General features: G+C 53.5%; 22 protein-coding genes. 16 read left to right on the top strand and 6 right to left on the bottom strand.

Annotated elements, in window-relative coordinates; all coding sequences use genetic code 11:
* Positions 1-271 precede the first annotated feature (271 nt).
* Positions 272-967: an alpha/beta fold hydrolase gene (locus AC2FLJ_RS10915; RefSeq protein ID WP_496705767.1), complete on the top strand. Its 696-nt coding sequence runs from the start codon at positions 272-274 to the stop codon at positions 965-967.
* Between the two features lie 769 nt (positions 968-1,736).
* Here the strand turns inward: AC2FLJ_RS10915 and AC2FLJ_RS10910 are convergent.
* Complete coding sequence (locus AC2FLJ_RS10910; protein ID WP_282121335.1) at positions 1,737-2,624, bottom strand: LysR family transcriptional regulator; 888 nt, start codon at positions 2,622-2,624, stop codon at positions 1,737-1,739.
* Between the two features lie 102 nt (positions 2,625-2,726).
* Here AC2FLJ_RS10910 and AC2FLJ_RS10905 point away from each other — a divergent pair, with 102 nt between their 5' ends.
* From AC2FLJ_RS10905 to AC2FLJ_RS10870, 8 genes are all read left to right on the top strand, one after another.
* Positions 2,727-3,017 (top strand): putative quinol monooxygenase, encoded by a 291-nt coding sequence (locus AC2FLJ_RS10905; RefSeq protein WP_282121334.1) that lies wholly within the window; start codon positions 2,727-2,729, stop codon positions 3,015-3,017.
* 26 nt (positions 3,018-3,043) lie between these two features.
* A complete protein-coding gene (locus AC2FLJ_RS10900) occupies positions 3,044-4,057 on the top strand; it encodes a zinc-binding alcohol dehydrogenase family protein (RefSeq protein WP_496705765.1) in 1,014 nt (337 codons plus the stop codon).
* Positions 4,058-4,438 carry a VOC family protein gene (locus AC2FLJ_RS10895; RefSeq protein WP_496705763.1) on the top strand — a complete coding sequence of 127 codons (381 nt, stop codon included), beginning with the start codon at positions 4,058-4,060 and terminating at the stop codon, positions 4,436-4,438.
* Positions 4,439-4,583: 145 nt separating this feature from the next.
* The gene (locus AC2FLJ_RS10890) at positions 4,584-4,967 is read left to right on the top strand and encodes a nuclear transport factor 2 family protein (RefSeq protein ID WP_496705761.1); all 384 of its coding nucleotides are present in this window, start codon (positions 4,584-4,586) and stop codon (positions 4,965-4,967) included.
* A gap of 136 nt (positions 4,968-5,103) precedes the next feature.
* On the top strand, positions 5,104-5,607 hold the full coding sequence (locus AC2FLJ_RS10885; RefSeq protein ID WP_496705760.1) for an aggregation factor core: 504 nt from the start codon (positions 5,104-5,106) through the stop codon (positions 5,605-5,607).
* Between the two features lie 13 nt (positions 5,608-5,620).
* Positions 5,621-6,073 (top strand): TspO/MBR family protein, encoded by a 453-nt coding sequence (locus AC2FLJ_RS10880; protein WP_496705759.1) that lies wholly within the window; start codon positions 5,621-5,623, stop codon positions 6,071-6,073.
* 65 nt (positions 6,074-6,138) lie between these two features.
* On the top strand, positions 6,139-6,639 hold the full coding sequence (locus AC2FLJ_RS10875; RefSeq protein ID WP_496705758.1) for a CIA30 family protein: 501 nt from the start codon (positions 6,139-6,141) through the stop codon (positions 6,637-6,639).
* A gap of 259 nt (positions 6,640-6,898) precedes the next feature.
* Positions 6,899-7,069, top strand: a complete 171-nt coding sequence (locus AC2FLJ_RS10870; protein WP_282121329.1) for a hypothetical protein — start codon at positions 6,899-6,901, stop codon at positions 7,067-7,069.
* A gap of 543 nt (positions 7,070-7,612) precedes the next feature.
* Here AC2FLJ_RS10870 and AC2FLJ_RS10865 read toward each other — a convergent pair.
* From AC2FLJ_RS10865 to AC2FLJ_RS10845, 5 genes are all read right to left on the bottom strand, one after another.
* Positions 7,613-8,062: a MarR family winged helix-turn-helix transcriptional regulator gene (locus tag AC2FLJ_RS10865; RefSeq protein ID WP_496699900.1), complete on the bottom strand. Its 450-nt coding sequence runs from the start codon at positions 8,060-8,062 to the stop codon at positions 7,613-7,615.
* A complete protein-coding gene (locus AC2FLJ_RS10860; RefSeq protein ID WP_496705757.1) occupies positions 8,052-9,152 on the bottom strand; it encodes an Acg family FMN-binding oxidoreductase in 1,101 nt (366 codons plus the stop codon). The genes AC2FLJ_RS10865 and AC2FLJ_RS10860 overlap by 11 nt, the downstream gene beginning before the upstream one ends.
* A gap of 215 nt (positions 9,153-9,367) precedes the next feature.
* Positions 9,368-10,045 carry a GntR family transcriptional regulator gene (locus tag AC2FLJ_RS10855; RefSeq protein WP_496705756.1) on the bottom strand — a complete coding sequence of 226 codons (678 nt, stop codon included), beginning with the start codon at positions 10,043-10,045 and terminating at the stop codon, positions 9,368-9,370.
* Positions 10,042-11,073, bottom strand: a complete 1,032-nt coding sequence (locus AC2FLJ_RS10850) for a Gfo/Idh/MocA family protein (protein WP_496705755.1) — start codon at positions 11,071-11,073, stop codon at positions 10,042-10,044. The genes AC2FLJ_RS10855 and AC2FLJ_RS10850 overlap by 4 nt, the downstream gene beginning before the upstream one ends.
* Positions 11,070-12,158 carry an isocitrate/isopropylmalate dehydrogenase family protein gene (locus AC2FLJ_RS10845; RefSeq protein WP_496705754.1) on the bottom strand — a complete coding sequence of 363 codons (1,089 nt, stop codon included), beginning with the start codon at positions 12,156-12,158 and terminating at the stop codon, positions 11,070-11,072. The genes AC2FLJ_RS10850 and AC2FLJ_RS10845 overlap by 4 nt, the downstream gene beginning before the upstream one ends.
* A gap of 135 nt (positions 12,159-12,293) precedes the next feature.
* On the opposite strand from AC2FLJ_RS10845, the gene AC2FLJ_RS10840 reads away from it, so the two are divergent.
* Genes AC2FLJ_RS10840 through otnC form a run of 7 tightly spaced genes read left to right on the top strand, consistent with a single transcriptional unit; the run spans position 12,294 to position 18,617 of the window.
* Positions 12,294-13,301, top strand: a complete 1,008-nt coding sequence (locus tag AC2FLJ_RS10840) for a Bug family tripartite tricarboxylate transporter substrate binding protein (protein WP_496705752.1) — start codon at positions 12,294-12,296, stop codon at positions 13,299-13,301.
* A gap of 57 nt (positions 13,302-13,358) precedes the next feature.
* Entirely contained in the window at positions 13,359-14,108 is a 750-nt protein-coding gene (locus AC2FLJ_RS10835; protein ID WP_496699895.1) for a hypothetical protein, read from the top strand.
* A 4-nt stretch (positions 14,109-14,112) separates the two neighbouring features.
* On the top strand, positions 14,113-15,624 hold the full coding sequence (locus tag AC2FLJ_RS10830) for a tripartite tricarboxylate transporter permease (RefSeq protein WP_282121321.1): 1,512 nt from the start codon (positions 14,113-14,115) through the stop codon (positions 15,622-15,624).
* Positions 15,624-15,911, top strand: coding sequence for a putative quinol monooxygenase (locus AC2FLJ_RS10825; protein ID WP_496699894.1), 288 nt, complete (start codon positions 15,624-15,626; stop codon positions 15,909-15,911). Before AC2FLJ_RS10830 ends, AC2FLJ_RS10825 begins: the two co-directional genes overlap by 1 nt.
* Positions 15,908-16,705, top strand: coding sequence for an N-acyl homoserine lactonase family protein (locus tag AC2FLJ_RS10820; RefSeq protein WP_496699893.1), 798 nt, complete (start codon positions 15,908-15,910; stop codon positions 16,703-16,705). The genes AC2FLJ_RS10825 and AC2FLJ_RS10820 overlap by 4 nt, the downstream gene beginning before the upstream one ends.
* Complete coding sequence (gene otnK, locus AC2FLJ_RS10815) at positions 16,702-17,979, top strand: 3-oxo-tetronate kinase (RefSeq protein ID WP_496705749.1); 1,278 nt, start codon at positions 16,702-16,704, stop codon at positions 17,977-17,979. The genes AC2FLJ_RS10820 and otnK overlap by 4 nt, the downstream gene beginning before the upstream one ends.
* On the top strand, positions 17,976-18,617 hold the full coding sequence (gene otnC, locus AC2FLJ_RS10810) for a 3-oxo-tetronate 4-phosphate decarboxylase (RefSeq protein WP_496705747.1): 642 nt from the start codon (positions 17,976-17,978) through the stop codon (positions 18,615-18,617). Before otnK ends, otnC begins: the two co-directional genes overlap by 4 nt.
* The last annotated feature ends 239 nt before the right edge of the window (positions 18,618-18,856 follow it).

Genomic DNA, 18,856 nt, shown 5'->3' with positions numbered 1-18,856 from the left:
ATGCAGTTAGCGAAATCGCGACTAACGACTTAACGTGACCCAGCAATACCTCCTGCGGCTTCGCGCTATATGCTGTCTCTATGTGGGAGGATACTCGTACATAATGTATAATCAAATCGTAATTTATGATTTTAGTATGGCCATTTGATTGGAGGGTTCGAGTGCTGTGTGTATATGCAGGGGATCGGCACTGAACGTCCAAACGATGCTGTGGACGAGGCGGCCCTGTTGAATCTAATGTCATTACAGTATCGGCGGAGTTGGGCGGGTTATGGCGACATTTGTATTGGTCCATGGAGCGTGGCAAGGGGGATGGTGCTGGGCTCGCGTAGCCGCGCTTCTGCGCAGGGAGGGCCACGACGTTTTTACCCCTACACTGACAGGTCTGGGCGAGCGTGCTCATCTCGAGAGTGACGAAACCGATCTGGCCATGCATATCGAGGATGTCCTGGGGGTGATCACGTGCGAAGAACTCTCTGACATTGTTTTGTGCGGTCATAGCTATGGCGGCATGGTTGTCACCGGAGTCGCAAATAGAGCGCCCGACCACATTCGCTCACTTGTGTACCTCGATGCGCTCGTGCCGGGCGATGGGCAGGCCGCCTTGGATGTGTTGCCTGCGGATATCGCGGCAGGGCTTCGTGATAGTGCCGTCGATGGCAAAGTCGCGCCGGGCCCAGCGGAGGCTTTTTCGGTGAATGGAGCAGACTGTGCGTGGGTAGACCGCCGAAATGTCGCGCAACCACTCAAGACATTTGAGCAACCGATTCAACTGGTGAGCGGCGGAACCAAGGTGTTAAAGCGGACCTACATCTATGCCACTGGCTGGGTCCCAGGGCTTGGCCAACCGTTTTTTGAGCGATACCAGCATCAGTCGGGGTGGACAGCGGTTTCGGTGCCATTCGGGCACTACGTGATGATCGATAGGCCTGACGACTTGGCCCGAATGCTAATGTCCGCGATTTGAATTTGGCCGCCGGATCCTGCACGAGCGCGCGGACAGCGAAATCGCCCGCATAGGAATAGTTATTGCTTCTATCCCGATTGTCCTACTTCAATCAGCGCTTCGGGCGAGATGCGCCGTAGCTCCGCAAGTGAATCCGCGTCTCGACTGATCAGCTGGCATTGATCTCAAACCGAAGCTTCAGCTTCAATGGCAGGCAACCGATCTCGGCGCCGTCACTTTCGGATGCTCGATAATGAGTATGCGGTACTAGCTAGGAAAATAAGATCGGCTCAGACAAGGCGCTCGACGTTATCTTGGCCAACAAGTCTCTCACAATTGCCTTAGAACTGTTTCCCACTGACTAGGGTTGAATTTTTTCGACCAGAGTGCACTCTTGATTGTGGATGAGCGTCTAAAGTCGATTGAGCTGAGAGAGGACTACTATAAATTGAACGAATTCTACGCACCGCGCAAACTTATGGGCAAAAAATGCAAACTTATGCGCAAATCTCGCGCAAGGTTATGGGCGTAGAATCCGTAATTTTCTGAATGTAATCAGTGTTGGGCGCGCAGCGATATGCGCGCGCCTACAGATATTGTGGAAGTTCGATATCGGGTTCATCTGCCTTGGAATCGTTATGATCTAAGGTGGTAAAATCTGGTTTGTAGATCGAATGGTCTGGGTCTGGCGCGACTTCCAAAAAAGTGGCGGGTCGTTGAGTGATCTTGAAACTGAGCGCTGAGGAATTGCCCTCTTGGAACAGTTCGCGGCTGCCTGTTCCCGTTTGGGTCAGATCGCACCCATTTTCCGGCGTAGATACTGCGCGAACTCCGCCACTCGGCGAGGTTGGGCTCGGCCGGGTGGAAACATCATTTGTAGCGGCTTGGGTGGTGGGAGGAATTCGCCTAACAGGGCCACAAGCTTTCCGGCTCTGACATCATCGCCAACATCCAGTTCCGATTTCAACACAATGCCATGGCCTGCCAGAGCCCAACTGCGGATAAGCGAGCCATCATTTACAATTCGGTTTCCCTTGACTGGGACAAGCTGGCGCTCTCGGCCTGCGACAAACTCCCAAACGTTGTCGAGCGAACCACCGAAACGCATAACCAGGCAGTTATGATTTGCGAGGTCTTCGGGCAGTTCTGGTGCTCCATATGTCGCCAGATAGCTGGGTGCTGCGCAGACGAAACGCTGGTAGCTTCCAAGGTTGCGTATTCGGAGTGAGCTGTCGGTGATGTCCCCAAACCGAACAGCCAAGTCAAAACCCTGACCCACGAGATCGACATAGCCATCGGATAGCGACAGTTCTATTGACACAGCCGGGTTCTCTTCGGTGAATTCAGAGATCACGTCAGAGACAACACCACGACCTAAATCAATAGGCGCACTGACGCGGATCAGGCCAGAAAGGGTTTCGGCGCCGAGGCGAATGCGGGTGTCGAGGTCGGTGACTTCACTGAGAACGCTCTTGGCGCCATCGATCAGGACCCGACCCTCTTCGGTCAAACTGATTGAGCGTGTCGTTCGGTTGAACAATACCACACCGTAGTGTGATTCCAGCGCAGCGAGCCGTTCGGAGACAGTTGTGCTCGATAAACCTGTCTCTCGGGCCGCCGCGACAAGGCTGCCTTTCTCGGCGATGGTCAGGAAGAGGCGGAGGTTGTCGAGCAGCATTAGTCGATATTTCCGGATTATATTTCCGATGAATGACTGTTTATCCCGTTTTGACGGCGGCGTAAATCTACGACACCAACGTAACAGCAAAGGAACGACCTGATGGCCAAGCTGACCATTGTCGCCAACATCAAAGCCAACCCCGGCAAGATCGACCTTGTCAAAGCAGAGCTCACCAAGCTCATCGACATAACGCGTGCCGAAGAGGGTTGCATTAACTATGACCTGCACCAGGACAACGACAACCCGGCACATTTTGTGTTCTACGAAAATTGGGAAAGCCGAGAGCTTTGGCAAAGCCACATGGGTGCTCAGCACCTTGCGGCTTACCTGGAGGCGACAGAGGGCGCCGTTGCAGAGTTCACGTTGAATGAGATGACAGTCATCGGTTGATACAGAACCGGACAAAGGAGCACGTTATGAAAGCCGTGGGATACCGTGAGGCAGGGTCGATTGATCGGGCGGATGCCTTAATCGACTTCGATACCGACAGACCGACGCCGAAGGGGCACGACTTGTTGGTCAAGGTGCAGGCCGTGTCAGTGAACCCAGTCGATACGAAAATTCGTCAAAAACGAGCTCCTGCAGGTGCAGCACCGGATATTCTGGGGTGGGACGCAGTAGGGATCGTCGAAGCAGTTGGCGAAACGGTTGAGACTTTCAGTCCGGGAGATACAGTTTGGTATGCCGGGGCGATAAACAGATTGGGAACCAATGCTGAGTTTCATCTGGTTGATGAACGTATTGTCGGAGCCGCGCCAAAATCCATACCTGCAAAAGCAGCTGCGGCGATGCCGCTAACGACGCTTACTGCCTTTGAGATGCTGTTCGACCGCTTGCGAGTCCAAGATGCCGTTCCCGGCGGGACAAAAACGTTGCTGGTTATAGGTGGCGCAGGCGGTGTCGGATCAATCACCATTCAATTGGCACGGGCTCTCACTGAATTGACAGTGATAGCGACGGCGTCCCGACCCGAAACACAAGACTGGGTTCGAGAGCTTGGCGCGCACCACGTCGTCAACCACGCGGAACCTTTTGGCTCACAACTCGAGGCTCTCGGTATCGACAGCGTGGATTTCATCTATTCAACGAGCCATTCCCAGCTTTATGCGTCTCAAGCCGGAGAGGTGATGACACCTCAAGGTCGGTTTGGGTTGATCGATGATCCTGAGACCTTTGACATCGCGCCATTCAAACCCAAATCGATCTCATTGCATTGGGAGTTCATGTACACTCGGTCGCTTTTTGGGACTAGAGATATGAACCGTCAAAGCGAAATACTGAATCAGGTTGCCGGGTTGATAGACGATGGAAAGATCAGATCCACAGCAACCGATACACTTGGTACAATCAATGCCGCAAACTTAATGAAAGCGCATGCTATCCTCGAAAGCGGCAAGGCCAAAGGAAAGCTCGTGCTTGAGGGTTTTTAGATGAGAATTGAGCGGCTAGATCATGTGAACATCGTAACAACTAAGTTGTCTGAAATGGCTACTTGGTATGAAGAGGTCTTGGGTTTGAAGCCTGGGGCCCGCCCTGATTTTCCGTTTCCCGGGGCTTGGTTGTATGCGGGTGATCACGCCGTGGTTCACCTTGTGGGTCACGAAGGCACGCCAAATGTCGGCTCCGAAGTGAGGCTTAAGCTCGAGCATTTTGCGCTCTCAGCCACGGGGCTGAGCGCATTCGAAGAAAAACTGATCTCGAGTCAAATCCAGTACCGCAAAACTGACGTCCCAGGGGCTCGAATGGTCCAAATTCACGTGGCGGATCCTGATGGGAATCATATTCATATTGACTTCGAAGAAACCGAGTAGGTGGCTAACCCGCGAAATAGATGGAACGCAAAATCAAGCTCGAAACTTCTTGTCGATTAGGGATTGAGATCCTTGCCGGGGTTGCTTCCTAGAACTACGCAGGTCAACATTTTCGGGAGGTGCAAACGTCGACTTGGAGATCAGCATGCCGGACCTCGAAACAAACAAGAAAAACGTCATCGCTTTCTACGAAATGATGTTCAACGAGTGTCGACCTGCCGAGGCCATAGCGACCTTTGTTGGTGAAACCTATACGCAGCACAACCCACATGTTGCCGACGGCAAGCAAGCCTTTGTCGAGTACTTCGAGCGCATGGCCGCCGAATACCCGGGAAAGCGAGTGGACATCAAACGTGCCTTTGCTGAAGACGATCACGTTATTCTGCATTGCCACCAAATCTGGCCCGATGGTCTCGAGTACGCAGGGATCGATATTTTTCGCCTGGATGCTGATGGTAAGGTTGTCGAGCACTGGGATGTTCTTCAGGAAATTCCAGCAAACAGCGCGAATGACAATTGCATGTTTTGACTTAACCATTCTGACAGCGGTGCATGGCACTTCGAAAGGCCCTGTTGGCTGAGCCACGATAGTCAAAAGTCATAAGTCTGATCCAAGAAACCCGCCGAAGCGTATTTATCGAGAACCCTTTAGCAAGGAGATAAATATGCTCCCGAAAAGTATTCTTGCGGCGACCCTTGGATTGCTTGCAGCTACTTCGCTTCAAGCTGGTGTACAAATTCGCTTCATAGAAGGCGCACCCAAGGACCGTTTTGTTCTGACAAATGTCGGAGCGTGCGAAGTAGATGCCTCGACCCTCAAAATCGACTTGTCGCAATCTGCCGGACGATTGATTTTTGACGTTACCGAAAAAGGTGCGGGCGTAGAGGTATTCCAACCTCTCGAATTCGTAGAGGGTGCGGATGCTCTGCGGCAAATTCCAGCGGTCGTGGACGGGCAAGATTCAATTGAACTTGAGATCACCTCCCTTCCAGCCGGGGACAAACTCGCCTTTACCATCGATGTAGACGACACCATCGGGCAACGCGAAATCACCGTAACAGGGTCGGAGATCGAAGGCGCTACGGTGTCTTATACTGATGAGGGAGAGACCAGTACTAAGACCTTCTCTTCCGAAGCGGTCGTCAACGTCACGACCAAAGACTGCTGAAAGCAGTCCCGAAATGTCGAACTTGTTGATCCGCATAGCATTTCTTGCGCTCATGTTGGGAGGCGGCATCCTGATCGGGACACTGACCGCACCTGGCGATTGGTATGCTCAGCTTTCTAAACCGGCTTTCAATCCACCAAATTGGGTATTTGGCCCGGTCTGGACGGTGCTTTATGTGTTGATCGCCATGGCGGGTTGGCGCCAGTTCGAAGCAGACCGAAGCTCGACTGCCATGAAGCTGTGGTGGGCGCAGATGGGTCTGAACTTTTTGTGGTCCCCAACCTTTTTCGTACTGCAACAGCCGTGGTTTGCGTTTGTGGTCATTGTCGGGTTGCTGATTGTCGTCGTCGTGTTCATCGCTCGGGTCAGGAATTCAGATCGGGTTTCCGCACTAGCTTTCCTGCCGTACTTTGCGTGGGTCGCATTTGCCACGGCCTTGAACTTTTCTATCGCGATACTGAACTGAGAAAGAACGATATGCGTGGAAACTTCGCTGGGCTTGTTTCAAGTCTTTTTATCATCGGATCTACAATGGCACTGGCTAGTGAAAATCTTGCAGAAGACTTCTCCGAGTCTCCGGAGACGCGTTGGGACTACGTTGCCGACACCGTCATGGGAGGAGTTTCCTCAGGGCAGGTGCAGTTTCGTTCAGACGGTGATGTTGCATTCGCGCGGTTGACCGGATCCGTCAGTACAAAAAACAACGGTGGCTTCATCCAGTTTCGACGCAAGTTGCCTGATCGGCCAGATGCGAGTGTATCGGGCGTCAGGCTGTTGGTACGGGGGAATGGCGAGCAATACTTCGTCCACCTCAGGACACGTGGCACGGTGCTTCCGTGGCAATACTATCAGGCCGAGTTCGCAACTTCTGACAAATGGACCGAAGTCTCTTTACCTCTGTCAGGCTTTAAGGCTTCAGGTGCCATGTTGCGCGCTATTCCCGTTGCTAACGAAATCACCTCTGTTGGAGTTGTAGCCTACGGGCGCGATCACGAGGCCAGCGTAGATGTCAGCGAGATTGGATTCTACTGAAGGTCTCTCAAACGAGGGCTGTGTTCTTCAAATAGGTCCGCAACGCCGGTATTTCTTCTTCTGTCAGTTCCTGAATGCGGATGTGCTGTTTCTTCTTTTTAGATGCTGAACCTGTCTTTTCTGAGCGAACATTCAGAGTGTGCTGCTTTCTGAAGAGACAACTCGACTGGCAGTCCCAAGTTAAAAATACTTAATCAAAGCAAAGTACTTTTAGCAAAAAACAACTCCCACATGACGCTTATCTAAAGGAGTGAGTATCATGAAGAGGATTGCAGCATTGGGCCTTGTTGCCCTGACCCTATCATTTGTTGGCACTGGTGCGTTTGCGGAGTGCTACTTTGGGAACGATGAGGTAACCGGGGCGGAAACGATCATCTGTGAGACAGAGAGTGGCTTTTCCAGCTGGGGCACAATGATCGCTGAAGCTTGAGCGCTTCGGGGCACAACACCAGGCTTTCTGTGAGTTAGGGTAAATCAGATCGAACTCTGCAATTGGTAGCACCAAAGCCGAGAAACACGCAGCGCCGAGAGTAGTGACTCAACAGACTCTTCGGTAGTTGTTGCACGACGCGGAACCTCGGGTTTCGCTGCGATTCAAAAAGCTGCTCCAGTTCTTCACCTTGGTTTGCGTCGCCGGAAATTTCAAACTCACGCAACATTGCGCAAATTCTTGGCGTTCTCCGGCTCTCTGGCCAGGCAATGTGATGGCCTCTTTTGTCAGGAGTTCTATTGTTCTTTGTATTGACCCGTCACGTCACTGCCCCACCTTTCCAACTCAGTTTTGGGAGCATCCTGAGTGTTTGTGAGGCCCACCGCCTTATTGATTTTTGCTGTGTCTACCCCGGGCATGGCACTGCAGCTTCGCGAAACAGGGCGTTATGATCTCAATCAACCCGCAAGTCTTCCCCCGGGGTCGAGATTGCATAATGTTCTAAGAATTTGGCTTCACATTCTGGCTAACACCAGTTTTTGCCTAGTCCCGTTCGCTGTCCAAAGCTTCGCGTATGAGCGTCAGATTCGGCAGAGAATTGTGAAATGGACTTGCCCCGAGTTCGGACAAAATTGGCACCAGAGATTCCGACATCTGCTCCATACAAGTTTCCAGGAACTCTGCGCCTTGCGGCGTTGACCGGGCAATTTTCGAACGCTTGTCCTTTGGGTTTGTCTCAAGAGTGATCAAGTTATGATTTTCAAGGCTGGCGAGCATATGCGTCATCGAAGTCTTGGGCACCTGAAACGCGTTTGAGAGTTGCAGTGGGGTTTCACCTTCGGGCCGCCGTACCAGATGGCCCAAAATTCCAAATTGAGTCGCCGTCATTCGACCAGGTAAGAACGCTTCAAGCTTGGTCGAGATCAACTGATTGATGATCCCGACCTCGGTGAAGAACCGGTAGACTTCGTTGGTCTCATCTTCAGGCTTCATTCAGAATTCGTGTCTCCAGCGGCCAGCGCGGTGTGGCGATTGGCTCGGGTCCATGCCCCAAACGCAGCAACATTTGCACTGTGTGGCCCGGTGACGCAAGAAGCTCATGAGCCAGCGCGTATTCGTTAGCCATCTCAGGATATTCCTGAAGGGCCTGACTGACCGGATGAACGCCCAGGCCCATTTCGGTTGTCTTCAAGTAAAAACGCATCAATTGACGTCCGGCATCGAGTTGATCGCTTCGCGTATTTGTGGCTGTCGTAAGGACTGCGTATTGCGGCGTCGCGTCTAGCATGGCGAAGTAGTCTCGCATGTGTGACTGAGTGCCTGGGTGGTCAACGTTCATCAGGGTCTCATTGTCCAATAGGCCGGTAAGTCGCAGCGTTTCCAGCATGGGATCGCGCAATTCAATCCCGTCCGGGTTGGCGTTGATTTCTTCTTTCCCGATCCGCATCAGGTCGACGGATTCTTTCAGGGTCTGCGGCGTTCGCATTTCGATTTCAAAAGCGCGTTTCGTAAGATCTTGAATACGGGTCACCAAATCTTCGTCGGTAATCAAAGTTGCATAGTCGCCAAGCGTAGCCACTTGATCGGCAGAGAGGCGCTGTTCAGTGTATGGTTCTTTGTTCGAATGCCGTTTGAGGATTTGATCTGATAGTGGATCGGATGCCCCGCCCGGCACAAACACTGCTTCTGCGACGGGTCCGTCATCCCCATCAGGCAGTAACTTGACCTCGGTATCAAACCCCTGTGCACCTGCCGCCAGGACCATAGTCTCAACAAATGCACCGAGGCCAATATAGAGCTGGCGGTGGTAAGGATCGGTTTCCGGAAGCTCGCGATCAGGATCACGGTGGATGCGCACCTTGTCTTGTCCAGCCAACTCAACCAGCCAAGGTTGCAAGTTGTGCGGATTGGGGGCGAGAATTGCGTAGGATAAAGCGGCTTTACGTGGGTCGTCATACGGTTTTGGCGTCCACGGAGCCAGCGCGTCATGCGGCGTGCGTGTAGCGAGGAACGCAACCGCGCCCGTTGCCGCCAGTATTGTGCCTCCGCCTAGAATCTTGAGAAAACGTCTTCGGTTTGGCATGTTGACTCTCCGGTAGTGCGATATCGGACTAATTTAATGCGAATTCGTACTACATCAACCCCAATCGATGCAGTGATTGGCTGAGTGATTTAAAAAAAGAAAATCAGAACAGCCGGGCTCAACTGCGGACTGCCTTGGCAGACAATTATTCGGAGCGCCTTTAACGCCGAAAACAAGCAGTTATTTTAGATGAGTAACGATTGAATACGAGAAGATCAGAGGCTGTTGAGCCGATGCTTTTCTAGTATCCCGCAAAGCATAGCCTGTGCTTGCAGCCTGTGTTCTCGATGGCGTTCACGGGCGACATCCGGTCGACCTTCACTAATCGCTTGGAAAACGACTCGGTGATCTTCATTGGATTTGACGGGCAGGGGCCTGATGAACAACGTCGTTGCGCGCGCGCGACGTACCTGGTCGCTCATCATGGCGACAATCGCTTCGACTCGTTTGTTGCCGCCCAACCGAACGAGCTCCTGGTGGAACAACTCGTCGGCCTCGGCCCAGGCTTCAAGGTCTTCGGCTTCGATGGCTTGGTCCATCTTTGCAATTGATCCGGCAAGTACCGCCAGTTCATCATCTGAATAACCCGCTTCGGCAGCGCGCTGTGCTGCGAGACTTTCGAGTTCCGTTAGGATGTCATAGATTTCGCGCATATCGTCCGACGAAACGGGCAGTATTCGCACACCTTTGCGGGGCCGCATTTCCAGCAACCCTTTACTTTCCAACATCAGCGCAGCTTCCCGTATCGGGGTGCGGGACATGCCAAGGGTCTCGGCGAGTTCCGACTCCAGATGGTCAGTTCCGGCTGCAAGTTCGCCGGACAGGATCATCTTTCGCAAATCCCTGACAGCGCGTTGCGTATTGGAAAGAGTTTTTGCGTCCTGATCCTTCACGGCGTCTCCAGGTTGATCTTTCGTCCCTCCGCGGCCGAGAGATAGATGTTCTCTTCGATGCGGATCACGTCCAAATAGTCGCGAGCCGTGTTTTCCAACGGCGTGCCCCGTAGAAGGCCTGAAACGACGTGACTTTGCAAGGCGTGGACACAGTCTCCTCCAAATCCATCGTGATCGCTTGGAGGTAGAATCTGCTGTCGCTCCTGTTTTCCAAAAGCGCGGAGTTCAACTGAACCGTCGCCGTTAAGAAACAGTGATCCTTCCGTTCCTTCGATGAGCGCTTCGCCCATGGTCTGACGCAGGTTTTCGGCGCTGTGGTCAAGGCATCTGTTGCCATCGAACAGAGCTCTTAAACCGTTGGCGTGGTCAAACAGGATGTAACCTGCGTCCTCGCCTGCGATAACTGGGTTAACTTGGCGCAAGTCCGCATAAACTGCGCTGGGCGCATCGAATAGAAACCGGAACGTGTCTACCCAGTGAACCGCTGTTTCATGAACCAGGAAACGCGGCATGTCCTGAAAGTACGGCTGCCGGTCTAGGTAGGCTCGTGGTCCCTGTCCGTCGCCGGGCCGAAGCCGGAAAGTAGCTTGGAGAGGTGTACCAATTCGACCCTCGGTCATCGCCTCTTTGATTGCGCGATACCAAGGCTGGAAGCGGAAGTTCTCGTGTACAACAATAGTTGCCCCAACCGCTTCAGCCTCTGAAACAATCTTCTCAGCTTCATCCAGAGATAAGCAAAATGGCTTTTGGCAGATCAGCCACTTGATACCAAATCGCAGTGCCGAGCGGATTGCCTCGGCCTGCGCCACAGGCGGAAGGATAATGTCTACGAGATCAGGTTCTTCCGCCTCCAGCATTTTTGACAGATCATCGTAAGCGGCCAGTCCTGTTTCTTTCGCCTTGTTGATATCACGGTTGCAGGATGCAATCGGAACCGCTCCGGGCATTCGGGACCAGCTTTCGTAGTGGAATTTGCTGAAGTATCCCGCTCCAACACACGCAACCCTGATGGCTTGTTGAGTATTCATGCCCGCAATGCTTCAGATACCGACGCGGCTGCATCCTGCGTTCCGGCGGTGCCACCTAGGTCACGGGTCAAGTTCTGTCCGTTCGCCGTCACCTTTTCCACGGCTTCACGCAATCGTTCGCCGTCGCTGGACAGGTCTGGATGATCATGGGTGAACCCCAACCATTCAAGCATCATTGCTGCGGACAGGATCATCGCAAACGGGTTGGCAATACCCTGTCCAGCAATGTCCGGAGCGGAGCCGTGGCAGGGTTGGAATACAGCGTGGTTCAACCCGATATCCGCTGACGGAGCCAGTCCCAGACCACCCATGAGACCCGCACCAAGGTCTGAGAGGATGTCTCCGAACATGTTCTCAGTCACCAAGACATCAAATTCCCAAGGCTTCTGGACCATCCACAGAGCGGTAGCATCAACATAAGCATGGTCTGCTTGTAATTCGGGATGGTGGGCGGCTTCTGCATCAAACATCGATCTGAAGAACGCAAAGGCGCGGAATACATTGGCTTTGTCGACACATGTAACTCGACCCCGACCGCGCCCGGTTCTTTTGCGGTTCTGGGCGAGTTCAAACGCGAACCGGAACAGTTTTTCGGACACCTCACGAGTGATCAGCAGAGTTTCACGTGCTTCGTCATCGGTAACTTCGCCAGCGCCTTGGGTGAAGAACAGCCCTTCTGTGCTTTCGCGTATCAAGACAAAGTCGATCTCTTTTCCACTGGGGAGCGACAAAGGGGTCATTTGTCCGCTGCTTACCTTTACTGGCCGCACACCAGCAAAAAGTCCCAGTTGCTTTCGCAGATCAATCTGCGGTGAAATCTCGGTTCCGTCAGGATATCGAACATCCGGCAAGCCCATTGCAGACAGCAGAATTGCGTCAGCATTGCGTGCAGTTTCGAGTGATCCAGCCGGAAACGATTCTCCTGTTTTGGCGTAGTGGCCTGCGCCTGCCGGCGCGTCTGTAAACGCCAGCTCGTAGCTGGGACTGTTGCCCGAGAGCTGGCGCAGGATTTCAAGCGTAGGGGCCATAATTTCCGGGCCGATCCCGTCCCCGTGGAACACCGCAACATCGTACATTTTTTTCATCTTGGCCCGTTTCCTTCCCGTTTCGCATTCATAGCGCGATAGCAGCTTCCACTACAGTACGTTGACAATGCATTCTTTAATGTATACGCAAATAAATGCAATAATAAACGCAAAGATGTTTGGGAGGACTTGGAAATGAAACTAAAGCTAGGGCGGTTGGCGGCCGCAGCCGTGATGGCGACCGGGATTACAGGGGCAGCTGCTGCGCAGGATTATCCCTATCGTGATATCACCACAGCTGTAGTCTGGGGGGCCGGAGGAGGTACGGATACGATCAACCGGATGATCATGGCCGAGATGGAAAAACACCTTCCGGTCTCGATCAATGTGATCAATCAAACAGGTGGTGTCGCAGGCTCCAATGGTATGGTTTACGTCATGAACCAACCAGACGATGGCTATACATTGGTTGGTTTGTCAGAGTCGAACGTCACCGCTGCTGTGCAGGGTGGTTGGGATAAGAAATTTGATTTTTGGTATCCGTTCATTGTTGGCGGATCACCTGATCTGATCTCGGTCCCGGCGGACAGCCCTTACAATACGCTGGAAGAACTGGTCGACGCTGCGAAAGCCGCTCCTGGCACTATTCCCGCGGCGGCTTCCGGCGCAGGTTCAATCCACCACTTGAACCTTCTGGCCATCGAAAAAGGGTCAGGGACTGAGTTCAAGTTTGTTCCATACAAAGGCTCAGCGCCAGGTCAGGAAGCAGCGATAGCGGGTGAAGTTGCGTTGGTTGTGACGTCACTGGCTGAACAGGCTCCGTTGATTGAAGGCGGTCAACTTAAACCGCTCGCGATGTTGACGCCCGAAGATGCGCAGATTGCAGGGGCAACAGTGCCTTCTGCCTTTGGCATCTATGACGGTCTCGATCAGTATTTGCCGCTCAAACAGGCCATCGGGTTTGCAGTTCACAGTTCAGCCGGGGACGATGTAAAGGCCGCGCTTGGTGATGCCTTCGAGCAAGCTATTGCTTCCGACACCGTCGCCGAATGGGCCTCTGCAAACAACTATGATGTCGGTGGTCAACACGGTGAAGAAGCTCAAGAACTGTTTGCGAACCTCGAGGCTACTTTTGCCTACACCTTGCAGGACCTTGGCGCTGCCACAGTGGATCCGGCCTCGCTGGGTATCGAGCAGCCCTAATCCGATCAATTTTGAAGGGGCGCGCTTGATCGCGCCCTTTCCCTCAGGAGGCAGGCAATGGACAAACCTGACGAAACACTGGTCATGCGGTCGCGCGACTTTTGGGCAGCAATTGTTCTTATAACAGTGTCCGTCTTTTTTCTTTGGAAGACATCGGACATTCCACTTTGGGGCGAAAACCGCGCAGGTGTAAGTGGATCGGATTGGTACAACTCGGCTGCAATTGTACCGCTGTTCATCTTCGGTGGATTGCTTAGCTTGTCCTTCGTTTTGCTGGCTATTTCAATCCGCTCAGGTGGGGCCCTAAACGCGCTCAGTGCTTTGGGCATCGGATGGGATAAGTCGGAAGCCTATCGAGCTTCTACAATTGGCCTGATCCTTCTTGCATATGTCGTCGGACTGGTTCCCAGAGTGGACTTCATTCTGTGTTCTGGGTTGCTGATTACAGCTCTGACTTACGGCTACTACGGGGGTCATGCGCGGCGTGCTTTGGTGGCCTGTAGCGCGGTTGTCTCTGCCGGGCTATTTGCGTTTGCTGTGTTTCCCGCGCAGGCGGACTGGAACGCACACAGTGATGATTGGTTTACACTGGCCTTATGGGTCTCGCTCACACTTGTGGTGTTGAGCAAGGCGGTTTCCGAACGCGTTTTGCGATTCGTTCCGTTGGTGGCAATACTTGCCCCGTTCATTCTGGTTTGCGCGATGGCCTTTGTTTTCCGACAGAACGTGCCCGCGCGCGGCGGGCTGATCTTCGAGCAAATCGAATACCACTACTACGTGACGCTTCGTCCGCTATGGAAAGATTGACCGGATGGACTTTATCCTTTCGCAACTGGCTGGATTTGGGACCGCATTCGTGGGCCTGGCAGTAGACCCGCTGACCTATCTGTATTTGATCGCATCCGTGTTCCTGGGCATCACATTCGGCGCATTGCCCGGCCTGACCGCAACGTTGGCAGTGACGATCCTGACGGGTTTCTTCGGCAACAAGATCCCATTGGACTATTCGCTTATCGCTTTGCTCGGGGCCTATGTCGGCGCGATTTACGGTGGCTCTTATCCGTCAATCCTGCTGAACATTCCGGGCACGGCGGCCAGCGCGGCGACAGCCATGGATGGATACCCTCTGGCCAAAGCGGGTCGAGGGGGCGAAGCACTAGGGCTGACCACGACGGCCAGTTTCATTGGTACAGTTATCGGGACCATCACGCTTTTGATTTTCGTGTGGGCGCTGCTTTTGGTTTCAAAGAACATCGCAAGCCCGGAGAAAGCGTTGCTGGCCCTTTTCGGCATTCTGCTTTCTGGCACTTTGATGAGCGAAGACCTGGTGATTAAGGGATGGATCGCTGGTTTGATCGGGCTTGCGATGTCCATGGTGGGACTCGACCCTTTGTTGTCTGAGCCGCGCTATACCTTCGGCTGGTCTTACTTGATGAGCGGGTTTCAGGTCGTGCCAGTTTTGATGGGGGCCTTCGCCATTCCCCAAATCATCGACGGTTTAAGGCACGTTGAGGCCGGGAAAGCTCTGGCCCTGAAAGGTCGCATCCTTCCGAACCTACGCTCCATCCGACGTTACTTGCCGACCATTGGCCGTTCAGGAGTGATCGGGACCGGGGTCGGAGCGCTTCCCGGCGTGGGCGAAGATGTCGCCGGTTGGGTCAGTTACGGTGTCGGCAAGACCGTATCTGCCGAGGGCGATAAGTTTGGAAAAGGCTCTTTGGAAGGTCTGCTGTGCTCTGAAACGGCAAACAACGCCTGCATTGGGGGCGCGCTAATCCCGCTTTTGGTTTTGGGCATTCCCGGCTCACCACCCGCCGCGGCTTTGATGGGGGCTTTCAAGATTAACAACGTGATCCCAGGTCCGACGATAGACCCCGAGATCATTCTGCGCGTGGTTGCAATTTTAGTGCTGGCCTCCCTGACAATGTTCTTGATGGGCCTGTTCACTGCTCGGGTCTTTATCAAAATACTCGCCATCCCGCAGACCATCTTCTTGCCCGTCGTTATGGTTCTGACAACAATTGGGTCTTTCAGCGTTGGTGGTGGCATCAATGATCTTTACCTGATGCTTGGCGTCGGCGCCGTTGCCTATTTCATGAACCTGATGAAATACCCAATCGCGCCCTTGGTGATCGGGGTTATTCTAGGCAGCCTGTTTGACGAAACCTTCCGCCGGTCGCTGTTCTTGTCGGACGGGGATCTTTCGGTCTTCTTTTCACGACCCGGTGCGGCCATTCTGCTGGTGCTCAACATTGGTCTGATCCTCAGCCAGCTGCCCGTTGCAAAGCGCGCTTTCTCACGTCTGAAAGGACTTTCTGTCTGATGTTTGTAGTCACTGTCACTTTCACTCTCAAACCCGGTACGAGAGACACTTTTTTACCGCTGATGGTCGCAAACGCTTCGACCTCTTTGCGTGACGAAGCCGGATGCCAGCAGTTTGACGTTTGCCTCGGCGACGATCCCGAGACGGTGTTCCTCTATGAGGTATACGATGACGCTGCCGCGTTTGGCGCTCACCTCGAAAGCGCGCATTTCAAGAATTTCGATACGGCGGTGGCTGATATGATAAAAGGCAAAGTTGTTCACCAGTATACCGAGGTCATCCGATGAACAATTGGGAGATTCACGCCGTCAAGTATGCGGATCGCAATGCCCGCACTCGACGCGACAGCTTCATCTTGGATGACAATCACGACGCACCTCACGCGATGGACTATTTCGTTTGGGTGTTGACGCGCGGCAACGAAGTCATTCTGGTCGATACCGGCTACGACTCCGATGAGGCCGCCGCCCGTGGTCGTCCCATTGCGATGGACCCACGCGAGGCTCTGCGCCCCTTGGACATCACGCCGGAAGCGGTGACAGACATCATCGTGACCCATCTTCATTATGACCACGCGGGGGGGCTGCATATGTTCCCGAACGCGAAGTTGCATATGCAATCGGCGGAGATGGCCTTCGCCACAGGCCCCTGCATGTGCCACGACCATCTGCGCGCACCTTTCACGGCGGGCCATATTTGCGAGGTCGTAAAGCGTCTCTATTCAGGGAAGGTCGTGTTCTACGATGGAGAAGCCGAGATTATAGATGGGGTCACGGTGCACTGCATTGGTGGGCATTCGCGAGGGTTACAATGCGTTCGCGTAAGGACGGAAGCCGGGTGGATGGTGCTCGCCTCTGATGCCTCGCATTACTATGAGAATTTCATGGCGCGCAAAGCCTTTCCCATCGTCGTCGACCTGCAGGACATGATGGATGGGTTTAAGACGCTCGAGAGGTTGGCCTCGCACCCTCGACTCATCGTGCCCGGCCATGATCCACTTGTGCGTGAGGTTTTTCCCGTCGGTGCGGCACCGCATATCCATAGGTTGGATCTTGGGCCAAACAGAGACATCGAACTATGAAAATCGGTGTCATAGCCGATGACTTTACCGGTGCGAGCGATATTGCAAACACCCTGGCGAAGGGCATGGAGCCAGAAGGTGGGTTACGAACCGCGCAGTTTCCAGGTATTCCGAATACCCCAGCCGACGAGGAGATCGAAGCGGGCGTGATCTCTCTCAAGAGCCGCACCGCACGGGTCGAGGAAGCTGTTGCAGACAGTCTGCGTGCCTTGCGGTGGCTCGTGGACCAAGGATGCCAGCAGTTCATCTTCAAATATTGTTCGACCTTTGATTCCACGACGGCGGGAAACATCGGTCCCGTTGCGGAAGCGCTGGCCAACGAACTGGGCGCGGAAAAAGTGATTTTCTGTCCGGCCTTTCCGACAACGGGGCGTACTATCTATTACGGTCATCTCTTTGTGCTTGGTAAGCTGTTGCACGAGTCTGGGATGGAAAATCACCCTCTTACTCCGATGACGGATGCCAATATCAGGCGATGGTTGCAGTATCAGACTGAAGAAGCGGTTGGGTTGGTGCCAATTGACACTGTGAAGCAAGGTTCAAAGGCGATTGCTGATGCTTTGCAGAAGGCCGACGAACGATTTGTGATTGGCGATGCGATTTCGGATGAAGATTTGTTGGCCTGGGGCGAGGCTCTAAAGGATGACAAGCTCATTACAGGGGGATCCGGGATAGCGCTGGGGCTACCCAGAAACTTCTTAAGAGAGGCTTCATCCAAAAGTGCTGGCAGTTTGTTCACCGGAGCCGCAGGGCCTGCCGCGATCCTTGCTGGGTCGTGTTCCGGTGCGACCCGTGGGCAGATACATGTACATGCGGAATCCCATCCGACGTTCGCCATCGATGTTCCGAGTGTCATGTCCGGGGAGATGACCACGCAAACGCTTCTGGATTTCTTTGAAACGCATTCAGGTGAGGCCCCTCTCGCTTACTCATCAGGAAGCCCGGAAGAGGTGCGAGCGATCCAAAATCAATTTGGTCAGGAAGCTGTAGCGAACAGGCTGGAAAATCTCTTTGCAGAAACTGCACGGGAACTTGTCCAAACGGGTTATGAGCGCCTTGTCGTGGCCGGTGGAGAGACGTCGGGAGCTGTCGCCCAGGCCGTCTCTGAGGCACTGGGGTCACCGGCTATGTCAATCGGGCCAGAGATTGACCCGGGCGTGCCAGTCCTGAGCGTTGGGAAATCTGAACCCATTGCGCTGGCTTTGAAGTCTGGAAACTTTGGCGCTCCGGATTTTTTCGCGAAAGCGCTGAGAATGATGGAGTCGGGCAAATGAGCTCTGAAGAAATGGCGCTGCGGCAGCAGATGTCGGAGCTGTGTGCCTCGCTGTTTGTGCGTGGCTTTTCCGTTGGCACTGCAGGCAATGTCTCTGCGCGTTTATCGGACGGGATTCTCATGACGCCAACGAATTCGACTTTGGGCAATATCGACCCCGAGCGCATCGCCAAGATTGATTTGGATGGGAACCACGTCTCCGGAGACAAGCCGACCAAGGAGGTCTTTCTGCACCAAGCCTTCTATGAGACGCGGCCGGAAGCTGGTGCAGTGGTGCATCTGCATTCGACCTGGGCCACCGCACTGTCGTGTCTGGAAGACACCGATCCCAATGACTGTATTCCGCCGCTTACACCATACGTGGTCATGCGCGTAGGCACGGTTAAACTGGTTCGATACGTAAAGCCGGGTGATCCAAAATCCGGTGATTTGATCCGCGAACTGGGCGGCAAGTATAGTGCTGTTCTGTTGGCCAATCACGGTCCCGTCGTATCAGGAAAGAATCTCTTTTCAGCGGTCTGCGCAGCGGAAGAGTTGGAAGAAACAGCCAAGCTGCTCGTGGCACTGCGGGGAATGCCAACCCGGATGTTGGATGCAGAACAAGTTGCAGAACTCAAAGAGACTTTCGGAAGGATGTAGTTGGAAACCGATAGGGGGAGTGTGCAAACTTTTGGCTAAATCGTGCAAAATTATGCGCAAATACCACGCAATGTTATGGGCAAGAACATCTGAATTTAATGATTGAAATCAATAGCAGAAGCGCAGCGTTATGCGCGTCCCTACAGATTTTGTAGGATCACCCATAATCGTTCGCGACGCCCTTAAACGTTCGCGAACGACCCCAACCGTTTGTTTAGGAGAATTTGACGGAATTCCAA

Source organism: Ruegeria sp. CDSA034 (assembly GCF_059612275.1).
Note: the sequence above shows the minus strand (reverse complement) of the source record. Positions and strands in the feature narration are given on the sequence as shown.

Bases quoted from the DNA above. Each gene is read 5' to 3' on its own strand.
- AC2FLJ_RS10915 (WP_496705767.1), top strand. From the start codon at position 272: ATGGCGACATTTGTATTGGTCCATGGAGCGTGGCAAGGGGGATGGTGC.
- AC2FLJ_RS10910 (WP_282121335.1), bottom strand. From the start codon at position 2,624: ATGCTGCTCGACAACCTCCGCCTCTTCCTGACCATCGCCGAGAAAGGC.
- AC2FLJ_RS10905 (WP_282121334.1), top strand. From the start codon at position 2,727: ATGGCCAAGCTGACCATTGTCGCCAACATCAAAGCCAACCCCGGCAAG.
- AC2FLJ_RS10900 (WP_496705765.1), top strand. From the start codon at position 3,044: ATGAAAGCCGTGGGATACCGTGAGGCAGGGTCGATTGATCGGGCGGAT.
- AC2FLJ_RS10895 (WP_496705763.1), top strand. From the start codon at position 4,058: ATGAGAATTGAGCGGCTAGATCATGTGAACATCGTAACAACTAAGTTG.
- AC2FLJ_RS10890 (WP_496705761.1), top strand. From the start codon at position 4,584: ATGCCGGACCTCGAAACAAACAAGAAAAACGTCATCGCTTTCTACGAA.
- AC2FLJ_RS10885 (WP_496705760.1), top strand. From the start codon at position 5,104: ATGCTCCCGAAAAGTATTCTTGCGGCGACCCTTGGATTGCTTGCAGCT.
- AC2FLJ_RS10880 (WP_496705759.1), top strand. From the start codon at position 5,621: ATGTCGAACTTGTTGATCCGCATAGCATTTCTTGCGCTCATGTTGGGA.
- AC2FLJ_RS10875 (WP_496705758.1), top strand. From the start codon at position 6,139: ATGGCACTGGCTAGTGAAAATCTTGCAGAAGACTTCTCCGAGTCTCCG.
- AC2FLJ_RS10870 (WP_282121329.1), top strand. From the start codon at position 6,899: ATGAAGAGGATTGCAGCATTGGGCCTTGTTGCCCTGACCCTATCATTT.
- AC2FLJ_RS10865 (WP_496699900.1), bottom strand. From the start codon at position 8,062: ATGAAGCCTGAAGATGAGACCAACGAAGTCTACCGGTTCTTCACCGAG.
- AC2FLJ_RS10860 (WP_496705757.1), bottom strand. From the start codon at position 9,152: ATGCCAAACCGAAGACGTTTTCTCAAGATTCTAGGCGGAGGCACAATA.
- AC2FLJ_RS10850 (WP_496705755.1), bottom strand. From the start codon at position 11,073: ATGAATACTCAACAAGCCATCAGGGTTGCGTGTGTTGGAGCGGGATAC.
- AC2FLJ_RS10845 (WP_496705754.1), bottom strand. From the start codon at position 12,158: ATGAAAAAAATGTACGATGTTGCGGTGTTCCACGGGGACGGGATCGGC.
- AC2FLJ_RS10840 (WP_496705752.1), top strand. From the start codon at position 12,294: ATGAAACTAAAGCTAGGGCGGTTGGCGGCCGCAGCCGTGATGGCGACC.
- AC2FLJ_RS10835 (WP_496699895.1), top strand. From the start codon at position 13,359: ATGGACAAACCTGACGAAACACTGGTCATGCGGTCGCGCGACTTTTGG.
- AC2FLJ_RS10830 (WP_282121321.1), top strand. From the start codon at position 14,113: ATGGACTTTATCCTTTCGCAACTGGCTGGATTTGGGACCGCATTCGTG.
- AC2FLJ_RS10825 (WP_496699894.1), top strand. From the start codon at position 15,624: ATGTTTGTAGTCACTGTCACTTTCACTCTCAAACCCGGTACGAGAGAC.
- AC2FLJ_RS10820 (WP_496699893.1), top strand. From the start codon at position 15,908: ATGAACAATTGGGAGATTCACGCCGTCAAGTATGCGGATCGCAATGCC.
- otnK (WP_496705749.1), top strand. From the start codon at position 16,702: ATGAAAATCGGTGTCATAGCCGATGACTTTACCGGTGCGAGCGATATT.
- otnC (WP_496705747.1), top strand. From the start codon at position 17,976: ATGAGCTCTGAAGAAATGGCGCTGCGGCAGCAGATGTCGGAGCTGTGT.